Annotated in this window: 10 protein-coding genes and 1 pseudogene; 5 read left to right on the forward strand and 6 right to left on the reverse strand. The window is 56.1% G+C overall.

The window, feature by feature from the left end:
* Positions 1–23 precede the first annotated feature (23 nt).
* The 3 genes from ACJ69_RS18355 to ACJ69_RS18365 all read right to left on the reverse strand — a co-directional run bounded on the left by ACJ69_RS18355 (position 24) and on the right by ACJ69_RS18365 (position 4121).
* Positions 24–1673, reverse strand: a complete 1650-nt coding sequence (locus tag ACJ69_RS18355) for an alpha,alpha-trehalase (protein WP_059347476.1) — start codon at positions 1671–1673, stop codon at positions 24–26.
* Between the two features lie 181 nt (positions 1674–1854).
* Positions 1855–3207 carry a glutathione-disulfide reductase gene (gene gorA / locus ACJ69_RS18360; protein ID WP_033146863.1) on the reverse strand — a complete coding sequence of 451 codons (1353 nt, stop codon included), beginning with the start codon at positions 3205–3207 and terminating at the stop codon, positions 1855–1857.
* 71 nt (positions 3208–3278) lie between these two features.
* On the reverse strand, positions 3279–4121 hold the full coding sequence (locus ACJ69_RS18365; protein WP_023333753.1) for a 23S rRNA (adenine(2030)-N(6))-methyltransferase RlmJ: 843 nt from the start codon (positions 4119–4121) through the stop codon (positions 3279–3281).
* Between the two features lie 214 nt (positions 4122–4335).
* Here ACJ69_RS18365 and prlC point away from each other — a divergent pair, with 214 nt between their 5' ends.
* Together prlC and rsmJ are read left to right on the forward strand one after the other, a co-directional pair.
* Positions 4336–6378, forward strand: a complete 2043-nt coding sequence (prlC, locus tag ACJ69_RS18370) for an oligopeptidase A (RefSeq protein ID WP_059347478.1) — start codon at positions 4336–4338, stop codon at positions 6376–6378.
* Between the two features lie 7 nt (positions 6379–6385).
* The gene (gene rsmJ / locus ACJ69_RS18375; protein WP_168980315.1) at positions 6386–7138 is read left to right on the forward strand and encodes a 16S rRNA (guanine(1516)-N(2))-methyltransferase RsmJ; all 753 of its coding nucleotides are present in this window, start codon (positions 6386–6388) and stop codon (positions 7136–7138) included.
* Positions 7139–7234: 96 nt separating this feature from the next.
* Here rsmJ and uspA read toward each other — a convergent pair whose 3' ends face one another.
* Entirely contained in the window at positions 7235–7672 is a 438-nt protein-coding gene (gene uspA / locus ACJ69_RS18380) for a universal stress protein UspA (protein WP_003861223.1), read from the reverse strand.
* 283 nt (positions 7673–7955) lie between these two features.
* Here uspA and uspB point away from each other — a divergent pair, with 283 nt between their 5' ends.
* On the forward strand, positions 7956–8291 hold the full coding sequence (gene uspB / locus ACJ69_RS18385; RefSeq protein ID WP_003861224.1) for a universal stress protein UspB: 336 nt from the start codon (positions 7956–7958) through the stop codon (positions 8289–8291).
* Between the two features lie 43 nt (positions 8292–8334).
* Here uspB and ACJ69_RS18390 read toward each other — a convergent pair whose 3' ends face one another.
* Both ACJ69_RS18390 and pitA read right to left on the reverse strand, forming a co-directional pair.
* Positions 8335–8742: a hypothetical protein gene (locus ACJ69_RS18390; RefSeq protein ID WP_059347481.1), complete on the reverse strand. Its 408-nt coding sequence runs from the start codon at positions 8740–8742 to the stop codon at positions 8335–8337.
* Positions 8743–8927: 185 nt separating this feature from the next.
* Positions 8928–10427 (reverse strand): inorganic phosphate transporter PitA, encoded by a 1500-nt coding sequence (gene pitA, locus ACJ69_RS18395; RefSeq protein WP_008503116.1) that lies wholly within the window; start codon positions 10425–10427, stop codon positions 8928–8930.
* A 228-nt stretch (positions 10428–10655) separates the two neighbouring features.
* On the opposite strand from pitA, the gene ACJ69_RS18400 reads away from it, so the two are divergent.
* Positions 10656–11858, forward strand: coding sequence for a BaiN/RdsA family NAD(P)/FAD-dependent oxidoreductase (locus ACJ69_RS18400; protein ID WP_059347850.1), 1203 nt, complete (start codon positions 10656–10658; stop codon positions 11856–11858).
* A 142-nt stretch (positions 11859–12000) separates the two neighbouring features.
* Positions 12001–12501: pseudogene (locus ACJ69_RS18405) on the forward strand (TnsA endonuclease N-terminal domain-containing protein); the annotation flags it as partial.
* Positions 12502–12587: the final 86 nt, after the last annotated feature.

A 12587-nucleotide genomic window follows, 5' to 3' on the forward strand; every position in this document is an offset into this window, starting at 1 on the left:
GAGGGCACCAGACCGCACCCCGCTTAAGGCTCCCCATACAGCCCAATCAGCCGCCGCACCACGCCGTTCGTCCAGCCAAAACCGTCCTGCAGCGGATATTCACCCCCGCCACCTTCGCGCGGCGTGCTGCTGGCGATGTGATACTTCTCAATTAGCTTGTGATGCGTCTTATAAAAATGGTTCACCGTATGCAGCCAGCTCCAGGCTATCTCATCGCCCAGCGAGTCGTTGCCGTACTGCTTGAACCCCTGAATCGCCATCCACTGCAGCGGCGCCCAGCCGTTGGGTTTATCCCACTGCTCGCTGGTTTCGTACTCGGTCGCCAGAATTCCGCCCGGGGTCAGCAGCCGCGCTTTGACCGCATCAGACAAACGTTCTGCCTGCTCGTGCGTCGCCATTCCAACATACAGCGGCACAATGCTGGCGGCAGAAAACAGCGCCAGCTCTTCGCGTCGCCAGTCGTAATCGCGGTAGCAGCCGCTCTCCTCATCCCACAGATAGCGGTTCACCGCCGCGCGGCGATCGTTGGCTTTCTGGCGGAACGCCTCTGCCGTCTCTTTATCCCCTTTCGACGCCGAGATGTTGGCGATAGCGCTTTCCAGCTTGAACAGGAAGGCGTTCAGATCGATGGGGATAAACTGCGTCGTGCGGATGCTGGCGAGCCGCGCCGGATCGCGCAGCCAGCGGGACGAATAATCCCAGCCGGACGCCGCCCCCGCGCGCAGATCGCGGTAAACCTCATTGGGCGGACGACCCGAGTGGCGGGCAGTTTCCACGTCCTCAATCCACGATTCGTCGCGCGGGGTATCACGGTCGTCCCAGTAGCGGTTGAGCAGTGAACCGTCCGGCATGCGCACGGCGCTGCGGTAAGCCTGGTTAAGCAGCAGCGACTCCGCGCCGTCCATCCAGAAGGCGTACTCCATTTTGAGGTGATCCAGATAGCGTTTCGCACCGCGCACGCCGTCCTCCTCGAACAGCTCCACCATCAGGGCAAAGACCGGCGGCTGCGAGCGGCTGAGATAATAGGTGCGGTTGCCGTTGGGGATATGCCCGTAGCGTTCAATCAGCCAGGCGAAGTTGTCTGCCATACACTTCAGCAGATCGTTACGGCCACTCTCCGCCAGCCCCAGCATGGAGAAATAGGAATCCCAGTAGTAGGTTTCGCTGAATCGCCCGCCGGGGACGATATAGGCCTGCGGCAGGGCCAGCAGGGAAGACCAGGGAATATGATCCTGTGGCTCGCGCGTCAGCACCGGCCACAGGTTATCAATGTGCTCTTTCAGGGAGAGTCCCGGGTCGGAGACATATTCTGTGCCGTACGTTTCCGGCATCCAGAAGTGGTTCTCCACAAACTGGCGCAGGTCGAAATCCCGATGGCGTCTGACCTTGCGGTAGCGGATCAGGATATCTAGCGGATCCATCTTCGGCGCGCAGTCGGGGAAGGTTTTACTGTCCGCAAACAGCCGCGTCGACTGCACATGCTCGAACAGTTCAAGATAGCGGTCTGCGGGCGTCAACGCATCGGAGGCGGGTAGCCCCTCGATCATTTCGGGTTCCGGCTCCGCCTCAATCATTTCATCCAGTTTCAACTCGCAGGGATCGGTCTCGTAGCGCAGCTCTTCTGCAATCTCGAACTCGATGTTCTCGGTAGCCTGTAGTTTCTGGTTGAACATGGTGATAGGGACCTCCGGTTGTGTGTTCAAAAGACAGGTTTATCCGGGCGTCCTATAAGCGTAGTCATTCGCTTCGGTAGATGGGGAGGGATATGTGCGGTAGATCACTATTTTCGGAGCATTCGTTTTGCAACGATTTATGAATGTTAAAAAAATGCCCCTCCGGAGAGGGGCATCAGGATTAACGCATGGTCACAAACTCTTCCGCGGCCGTAGGGTGGATGGCCACCGTGTTGTCGAAGTCTTTCTTGGTTGCGCCCATCTTCAGCGCCACGGCGAAGCCCTGCAGGATCTCGTCCATGCCGAAACCGATGCCGTGGATACCGACAATCTTCTCTTCCGGACCTACGCAGACCAGCTTCATGCGGCACGGCTGACGGTGAGAGGTGACGGCGGTGTACATCGCGGTAAACGCCGATTTATACACTTTCACCTGGTCGTCGCCGTACTGCTCGCGCGCCTGCGGCTCGGTTAAGCCGACGGTGCCGATTGGCGGGTGGCTGAAGACCACGGTCGGAATGTTGCTGTAGTCCAGATGCTCGTCCGGCTTGTTGTTGAACAGGCGCTCGGAGAGACGACGACCCGCCGCAACGGCGACCGGCGTCAGCTCAACCGCGCCGGTGTTGTCGCCGACCGCATAAATGCCCGGAACGCTGGTGTTCTGGAATTTATCGACGACAATATAGCCTTTTTCATCGGTTTTCACGCCGGTCACGCCCAGGTTGAAGTTATCGTTCGCCGGCTCACGGCCAATCGCCCAGATCAGGCAATCGACGGTCTGGCTGCGGCCATCTTCCAGCTCAAGCGTCAGGCTGCCGTCCGCGTTTTTCACCACCGCTTTTGGCACGGCGTTGGTGTGCAGGGTCGGGCCTTCGGTGTTCATTACTTCAACCAGCGTATCGACAATCAGCGGGTCAAAGCTGCGCAGCGGCGCGTGTTTACGTACGAACAGGTGCGCTTCTGCGCCCAGGCCGTTAATCACGCCGGCCAGTTCCACCGCAATGTAACCCGCGCCAACAACGGCAACGCGCTTAGGCAGGGCAGGCAGCTCGAAGAAACCGTCGGAATCAATGCCGTATTCCACGCCCGGGATGTTCGGGTGGCTCGGACGGCCGCCGGTGGCGATCAGGATGTGATCGGCGGTGATCGTCTCGCCGTTCACTTCGATCGTTTTCGCGTCCACAAAGCGGGCGAAGCCGTGGATCACGTCAACGTTATTTTTACCCAGCACGTTGTCGTACGAGGTGTGAATGCGGTCGATGTAGGCGGTACGGCTGGCGATCAGTTTGTCCCAGTCGAAGCGGTTGATGGTGGTGTCAAAGCCGTAGTCCGGGCCATACATATGGATAGCTTCACGGATTTGCGCCGCATGCCACATCACTTTCTTCGGTACACAACCCACGTTCACGCAGGTGCCGCCCAGCGCTTTGGCTTCAATCAGCGCGCACTTCTGGCCGTACATGGCCGCACGGTTGATGGAGGCGATGCCGCCGCTGCCGCCGCCGATTGCGATGTAGTCATAATGCTTAGTCATTACTTTTGTCCTTAATCGTGAATTGCCGCGATTGTATACCTGAAATCAATAGTTTCCACCGATGGCTGCGATTACTCCGGCACGATCCAACTGACGGTGGCGTGGCCTGTACCCGCTGGCACCAGCGTTTTATGCAGCCACGGCAGCACGTTGTTCATCTGCGCTTCGAGCTTCCACGGCGGGTTGATCACAATCATCCCGGAGGCGGTCATGCCGCGCTGATCGCTGTCAGGGCGTACCGCCAGCTCGATCTGCAGGATCTTGCGGATGCCGGTCGCTTCCAGGTCTTTGATCATGCGTTTGATTTGCGCGCGCAGCACCACCGGGTACCACAGGGCATAGGTGCCGGTAGCAAAGCGTTTGTAGCCTTCGTGGATACCGGTCACCACCGCCTGATAGTCGGTTTTGATTTCGTACGGCGGGTCGATCAGCACCAGGCCGCGACGGGAAACCGGCGGCAGTTTGGCCTTCAGCTGCTGGTAACCGTCGGATTTTTCCACGCGGGCGCGGCTGTCTTTCTGAAATTCAGAACGCAGCAGCGGGAAGTCGCTCGGATGCAGCTCGGTCAGCTGGAGGCTGTCCTGCTCGCGCAGCAGCTGACGTGCAATCAGCGGCGAGCCAGGGTAGTAGCGCAGCTGGCCGTTGCGGTTGAAGTGATTCACCACACCGATGTAAGGCTCCAGCTCGGCAGGCAGGTCGTCCTGCTGCCAGATGCGGGCAATCCCTTCCAGATATTCACCGGTACGCTCGGCATGCTCGCCGCTCAGCTGATAACGGCCCGCGCCCGCGTGCGTGTCCAGATAGAGAAACGGCTTCTCTTTCTCTTTGAGCGATTCGATGATCAGGCTCTGAACGGTGTGTTTAAGGACGTCGGCGTGGTTGCCTGCGTGGAAGCTGTGGCGATAACTGAGCATGGATGAATGTGTTCCAGGTAGTAAACGTAGGCCCGATTAGCGTAGTGCCATCGGGCAAAAATAGAGCGTATCGCCACAGTATACAGAAAAGTTTCCACTGCCGCGAAAGCGCAACGTCCGGCATTGAAATCCTCTACACTTAACCCCATTCTAGATCTCATATGCACAGCGCCGGATGCGCGCTTCATTCACCTATTTCAACAGGACAGCGTTTATGACCAATCCATTACTGACGCCTTTTTCGTTGCCGCCGTTTTCTAAAATCCTCCCTGAGCATGTGGTTCCAGCCGTTACGCAATCGCTGGGCAACTGCCGCGCGGCGGTAGAAAGCGTGGTAGCGCAGGGCGCGCCGTACACCTGGGAAAATCTGTGTCAGCCGCTGGCCGAAGTGGACGACGTGCTGGGGCGTATCTTCTCCCCGGTGAGCCACCTGAACTCGGTAAAAAACAGCCCGGAACTGCGCGAAGCCTACGAACAGACGCTGCCGCTGCTCTCTGAGTACAGCACCTGGGTTGGCCAGCACGAAGGGCTGTACAAAGCCTACCGCGACCTGCGCGACGGCGACCACTATGCCGAACTGAACACGGCGCAGAAAAAATCGGTCGATAACGCCCTGCGTGATTTTGAGCTGTCCGGGATTGGCCTGCCAAAAGAGAAGCAGACCCGCTACGGCGAAATCGCCGCGCGTCTGTCCGAGCTGGGCAACCAGTACAGCAACAACGTGCTCGACGCCACCATGGGCTGGACGAAGCTGATTACCGACGAAGCTGAGCTGGCCGGTATGCCAGAAAGCGCGCTGGCGGCGGCAAAAGCCCAGGCCGAAGCGAAAGAGCAGGACGGTTTCCTGTTAACGCTGGATATCCCGAGCTATCTGCCGGTGATGACCTACTGCGACAACCAGGCCCTGCGCGAAGAGATGTACCGTGCGTACAGCACCCGCGCCTCCGATCAGGGGCCGAATGCCGGTAAGTGGGACAACAGCCCGGTAATGGCGGAGATCCTCGCCCTGCGACACGAGCTGGCACAGCTGCTGGGCTTCGAAAATTACGCCGATAAATCCCTCGCCACCAAAATGGCGGAGAACCCGCAGCAGGTGCTCGACTTCCTGACCGATCTGGCGAAACGCGCCCGTCCTCAGGGTGAGAAAGAGCTGGCCCAGCTGCGCGCCTTCGCGAAAGCGGAGTTCGGCGTGGACGAGCTGCAGCCGTGGGATATCGCGTACTACAGCGAAAAACAGAAGCAGCACCTCTACAGCATCAGCGACGAGCAGCTGCGCCCGTACTTCCCGGAAAACAAAGCCGTTAACGGCCTGTTCGAAGTGGTAAAACGCATCTATGGCATCACCGCCAAAGAGCGTACCGATATCGACGTCTGGCATCCGGACGTGCGCTTCTTCGAACTGTATGACGAGAAAAACGAGCTGCGCGGCAGCTTCTACCTCGATCTCTACGCGCGTGAGAACAAACGCGGCGGGGCGTGGATGGACGACTGCGTGGGCCAGATGCGTAAAGCCGACGGTTCTCTGCAAAAACCGGTCGCCTACCTGACCTGTAACTTCAACCGTCCGGTAAGCGGCAAACCGGCGCTGTTCACCCATGACGAAGTGATTACCCTGTTCCACGAGTTTGGTCATGGTCTGCACCATATGCTGACCCGCATCGAAACCGCAGGCGTGGCCGGTATCAGCGGCGTGCCGTGGGATGCGGTCGAGCTGCCAAGCCAGTTTATGGAAAACTGGTGCTGGGAGCCGGACGCGCTGGCGTTTATCTCCGGTCACTATGAGACCGGCGAGCCGCTGCCGAAAGAGCTGCTGGATAAAATGCTGGCGGCGAAAAACTACCAGGCGGCGATGTTCATCCTGCGCCAGCTGGAGTTCGGCCTGTTCGATTTCCGCCTGCACGCCGAGTTTAGCCCGGAGCAGGGCGCGAAAATCCTTGAGACCCTGGCCGAGATTAAAAAGCAGGTTGCCGTTATTCCTGGACCAACCTGGGGCCGCTTCCCGCATGCCTTCAGCCACATCTTCGCAGGCGGCTACGCGGCGGGCTACTACAGCTACCTGTGGGCCGACGTGCTGGCGGCAGATGCCTTCTCTCGCTTCGAAGAAGAGGGGATCTTCAACCGCGAAACCGGCCAGTCGTTCCTCGATAACATCCTGACCCGCGGCGGGTCTGAAGAGCCAATGGTGCTGTTCAAACGCTTCCGCGGACGCGAGCCGCAGCTGGATGCGATGCTTGAGCATTACGGGATCAAAGGCTGATTGTTACGTGAAGATCTGCTTAGTAGATGAAACAGGCGCCGGAGACGGCGCCTTATCTGTTCTGGCGGCCCGCTGGGGGCTGGAGCACGATGAAGAAAACCTGATGGCGCTGGTGATGACGCCGGAGCATCTCGAATTACGCAAGCGCGACGAACCGAAGCTCGGCGGGATTTTCGTCGACTTTGTCGGCGGCGCGATGGCGCACCGGCGCAAGTTCGGCGGCGGTCGCGGCGAAGCGGTGGCCAAAGCGGTCGGCATCAAAGGGAGCTACCTCCCGGATGTGGTCGATGCCACGGCGGGACTGGGGCGCGATGCGTTTGTGCTAGCGTCTGTCGGCTGTCGCGTGCGGATGCTGGAGCGTAATCCGGTGGTCGCTGCGCTGCTCGACGATGGACTAGCGCGGGGCTACGCGGACCCGGAAATCGGCTCCTGGCTGCAGGATCGTTTGCAGCTGATCCACGCCTCCAGCCTGACGGCATTGACGGATATCACCCCGCGCCCGCAGGTGGTCTATCTCGACCCTATGTTCCCGCATAAGCAGAAAAGCGCGCTGGTGAAGAAAGAGATGCGGGTGTTTCAGTCTCTGGTGGGGCCGGATTTGGATGCCGATGGCCTGCTGGAGCCGGCTCGTCAGCTTGCCACGAAGCGGGTGGTGGTAAAGCGCCCGGACTATGCACCGCCGCTGGCGGACGTTGCGACCACTAACGCGGTGACCACGAAAGGGCACCGGTTTGATATTTATCCGGGTACGCCGGAATAAAAAAGCCGGGTGGCGGCTTCGCCTTACCCGGCCTGTGTCCTCGATCTATCCCCTCTCCCTTTGGGAGAGGGTTAGGGTGAGGGGAGCTTAACGCACTTACTCGTCTTCTTCGTCACGCAGTGGAACAATCAGCATATCCACGTGAACGGTGTTAATCAGCTGGCGCGCTGAAGACATCAGCTTGCTCCAGAAGTCCTGATGGTGACCGCAAACCACCAGGTCCATATCGTATTTCTTGATCGCATCAACCAGCACCTGGCCCAGGTCGCCGCTGCCGCTCAGGGTTTCGGTAATTGGATAGCCCGCGTTGGTGGAGAGTTCGCTCAGGGCATGGTGAGTCTCTTCGGAAATGCGTTTCTGCATATCGCCAAGATTCACGTCGATCAGACCGGTGTAGAGGTCGGAGTAATTCACGTCAACGTGAATCAGCGAAACTTTCGCGTTGTAGGGACGTGCCATGGATACCGCTTTATCAACCAGCACTTTGCTCTCAGGGGAGAGGTCAACCGCGATGAGAATGTGTTTGTAAGCCATAGTGTTACTCCTTCCTTAAGTTATCGATGACTAAGTGAGAATGCCGTCGTCTGATACTTTCATTACGGCCCAGTTAAACATATTTTTCAAGCTTTGGTGTTGATAACGATTAACCTTGTGGCAAAAAAATTAACGGATCTCCTACACTATTAAATGAGCCGTTCGGATATTAAAACGCGAACCGGATCGACTTCTGGTCATTCTTTCACTGAACTGTCTGTCAGGGCATTGGGGTGCGGTAGCTCAGGAGCCTTGCTTCGTGGGCGGACGCCGGGGAGGATGTATGATTAGCACCGTCGCATTGTTTTGGGCGTTATGCGTGGTTTGCATAGTGAATATGGCGCGCTACTTCTCATCGTTACGTGCGCTGTTAGTGGTACTTCGTGGTTGCGATCCGTTGCTTTATCAGTATGTGGACGGTGGAGGGTTCTTCACCTCGCATGGACAGCCCAGCAAGCAGATGCGTCTGGTGGGATACATCTACTACCAGCGCTACCGCGATCATCACGATGAAGAGTTTATTCGTCGCTGCGAGCGCCTGCGTCGTCAGTTCATTTTGACCAGCGCCCTGTGCGGGCTGGTCGTGGTCAGTATGATTGCATTGATGATTTGGCACTGAGCATCACAGCAGGCGGGGAAAGCCCCGCCTTCTTTCATCTGGCTCAGGGCTTAACTGAGAACCGGAGACTGGAGATATTGTTCTCAATCGAAATAACCTTTCCGCTATAGGCAATGTTCACTTCCCCGCTTGTATCAATACTGGCCGAGGTTATCGTGCCTGTACCTTCGATTACCGGATACTTCATCGCAAGCTGATGGATAATATCAGGGTCTTTCCCTGCAAGCGCCCCCGAGAGATAGTAACGGTAGATTGGTGGTACGGTTGTGCCACCCTGATTGTTCACGGTCATATAGAGCCAGACGCTATCGGATAATTTATAAACGCGCTGTAGCTCATCGCTATTTCGCTGATTGGGCTGATGGTTTAACCAGAAAAATCCAATGAACAGAACCAGAAGTGAAAAGGTAACAAGGCGATGAATCCATTTAATAGCCGTTTTGAATGGCATAGTCTATTCCGTCATGGGTGTTGTTTGGACTGAGAACATTCGCGAGGATAATAGTTATTTGTGCAGTAAAAATCTGAACAGATAGTGTTCAGATTGTCCTGATTACAGCACTGGGTTGAGTAAAAAAACAGCCATAAAAAAAGCGGGTCAGTTTCCTGACCCGCTTTTTTGTCGCACTAAACCGATTAGATCAGCTTCAGCGAAATCCAGTACAAACCGCCAGACAGCAGGATGGATGCCGGAAGGGTGAACACCCAGGCCATCAGAATGTTGGTCACGGTTTTGCGCTGCAGACCGCCACCGTCAACAATCATGGTACCTGCCACGGACGAGGAGAGTACGTGGGTGGTAGATACCGGCATACCGGTGTAGCTCGCCAGACCGATAGACACTGCCGCCGTCATCTGCGCGGACATACCCTGCGCATAGGTCATGCCTTTCTTACCGATCTTCTCGCCGATGGTGGTCGCCACACGACGCCAGCCAATCATCGTACCGATACCGAGCGCCAGCGCGACGGCCATGATGATCCAGATTGGCGCGTACTCGATGGTGTTGAGCATATCGCCTTTCAGTTTCTTCAGGAGACGCTGGTCGTCAGCATTCACGTCAGGCAGCTTCGCCACTTTATCCGTCACATCAGAGATGCACAGCATAATGCGACGCAGCTGACCACGCTGCTCGACGGTCAGTTTGTCATAACTTTCGATATTGCCCAGCATGCCTTTCGCACGTTCCAGCGCGTTAATCGCGTTTGCCGGATGGCAGTGGAACTCGCCTGGTGCAGTCGTGGCACCGGCTTCCGGAGAAGGGATTAACTGGTCAACGCCGGTCGCCTTCTTCAGCAGTTCAGGATGTTGCTGGAAGTAGGTTTCGACGTTGTTGACCGCATCGCGGGTACGGGTGATTTCGTAGCCGGAGGCATTCATGTTGACCACGAATCCTGCCGGTGCAACGCCAATCAGTACCAGCATCACCAGACCAATGCCTTTCTGACCATCGTTCGCGCCGTGTGAGAAAGCCACGCCGATAGCGGAAATGATCAGGGCAATACGCGTCCAGAATGGCGGCTTTTTCTTGCCGTCTTTCTTTTCACGCTCTGCAGGCGTCAGGTGAATACGGGAGCGTTTTTTGGTATTGCTCCAGTAACGACGCAGGATGAAGATCAGCCCGCCAGCCACCACCAGACCCACGATAGGGGAGACGATGAGTGAGGCAAAGATCCCCAGTACTTTCGGGATATTTAATGCATCAACAACCGAGGTACCGGTCATGAGGGCATTCGTTAACCCGATACCGATAATCGCGCCGATGAGGGTGTGAGAACTGGATGCAGGCAGGCCAAAATACCAGGTACCGAGGTTCCAGATAATTGCAGCAAGCAGCATTGAGAACACCATAGCGAGGCCATGGCCAGAACTAACGTTAAGCAGCAGATCCGTTGGCAGCATATGCACGATGGCATACGCAACGCTCAGCCCGCCCAGGAGAACACCAAAAAAGTTAAATACCGCCGCCATAACAACCGCAAGCTGCGATCGCATTGCGCGAGTGTAGATAACCGTCGCTACTGCGTTTGCAGTGTCGTGGAAGCCGTTGATCGCTTCGTAAAACAGTACAAAAACCAGAGCAAGCAATAATAAAAGCCCGGTATGTAAATCCAGGCCGGCAAACAAATGTAGCATAGGACGTTACGCCATTTTGAGGACATGAACGCGGCGCATTATCCAGGACAAATGCGCGGCGGGCAAAGTGAAATATAGACTTTTTTTGACATACCACCTGATTTGCGAAAAGCACTAGAAAGGATATTCTTTAAATTTCAATGGAATGCCTTTGTAATATCTTTTTACGCTGGTGTGACCACAGAGGAAACTTTACAATCCGCGGCAGTTAACAAAGAGGGTTTTGACGTGGAAAGGTTTGATGCCGTAGTAATTGGCGCCGGTGCGGCGGGTATGTTTTGTGCGGCAATGGCCGGACAGGCGGGTCGTCGCGTGCTGCTGCTGGATAACGGTAAAAAGCCCGGCCGTAAGATCCTGATGTCCGGCGGCGGGCGCTGCAACTTTACTAATCTGTATGTTGAACCCGCGGCCTATTTGAGCCAAAACCGTCATTTTTGTAAATCTGCGCTGGCGCGCTACACCCAATGGGATTTTATCGACCTGGTGGGCAAGCACGGCATCGCGTGGCATGAAAAGACGCTGGGGCAGCTGTTCTGCAACGACTCCGCGCAGCAGATTGTCGATATGCTGGTGGCCGAGTGCGAGAAGGGCGGCGTCGTCATGCGCCTGCGCACGGAAGTGCTGGAAGTCGCCCGCGACGACCAGGGCTATACGCTGCAGCTGAACGGTGAAACCGTCAGTGCTGATAGCCTGGTGATCGCCAGCGGCGGCCTGTCGATGCCGGGGCTGGGCGCCTCCCCGTTCGGCTATAAGATTGCCGAACAGTTTGGCCTTAAAGTCTTGCCCACTCGCGCCGGGCTGGTGCCGTTTACGCTGCATAAACCGCTTCTTGAACAGCTTCAGACGCTGTCTGGCGTGTCCGTTCCCTCGGTCATTACCGCCGAAGACGGGACGGTGTTCCGCGAAAATCTGCTCTTTACCCATCGCGGTCTTTCCGGCCCGGCGGTACTGCAAATCTCCAGCTACTGGCAGCCTGGGGAGTTTGTCACGGTGAATCTGCTCCCCGATTGCGATCTCGACGCGTTCCTTAACGAGCAGCGTACCGCGCACCCAAATCAAAGCCTGAAAAACACCCTGGCAATGCAGCTGCCAAAACGTCTGGTGGAATGTTTGCAGGCGCTGGGGCAGATCCCGGACGTGTCGCTCAAGCAGCTTAACAGCCGCGAGCAGGAGATGCTGGTGGAAACCCTGACAAACTGGCGCGTGCAGCCAAACGGCACCGAAGGCTACCGCACGGCGGAAGTGACGCTGGGTGGCGTTGACACGAATGAGCTCTCGTCCCGCACCATGGAAGCGCGCAACGTGCCGGGGCTCTATTTTATTGGCGAAGTGATGGATGTGACCGGCTGGCTCGGCGGGTACAACTTCCAGTGGGCATGGGCAAGTGCCTGGGCGTGTGCTCAGGCGCTGGCAGATGTCCGAAGACAATAAAGTTGTACACAAAGCACTAAAGTTGTAACCATTCTCAAAAAACGACGCTAATGTTGTATACTTACTGAATGTGTGGTTATAGGGTTGGAGACTATAAAATGCACATATAGGTACGTATCAATGTCGTTTTTTGGGTACGATCATGGGTAGGGGTAGGCGTCTCAAATCCTATTTGGATTATGAAAATGCGCTAGGTGACGGCATAGGAGTGGGCTATGGCCAAAGTTATCAGCCCTGGCTTAGAGCTCAGGACGTTAAATCCCGTGGAAACCGTTCGATAGTCTTTGGCCTTAAGACGTTTCGAAACCATCATCTCCTTTCTTCTGTCGAAAGTAACTTTTTCTATCTGGCTGAGTTTAATGACTCGGTGATTGATATCCGGGAACAATTCCCACTCTTTCCTCTCCGGCTTACCCAACAAATAGCAAATCATTTACATTTTCAACATCCTATGGTGAGGGGAGTAAGAGGAGTACCTGTCGAAGTTCTGAATGTTATGACAACCGATTTTTTACTGACCTTGAGAACTCCTGAAGGCGGACTTCGATACAAAGCTGTAGCAGTAAAACAAAACGAGAGCATACCTGAACGCGAAGCCCAAAAACTTGAAATAGAGAGGATGTTTTGGCAGTTGATTGATGTGGTGATGCTGCCAACTTACTGATTTAGTGTATGATGGTGTTTTTGATGTAGCCCCCTGAAACACCGGACAGTAGCTGTATCTCCAGA

The sequence above is a fragment of the Enterobacter asburiae genome (assembly GCF_001521715.1).
Lineage (GTDB): Bacteria > Pseudomonadota > Gammaproteobacteria > Enterobacterales > Enterobacteriaceae > Enterobacter > Enterobacter asburiae.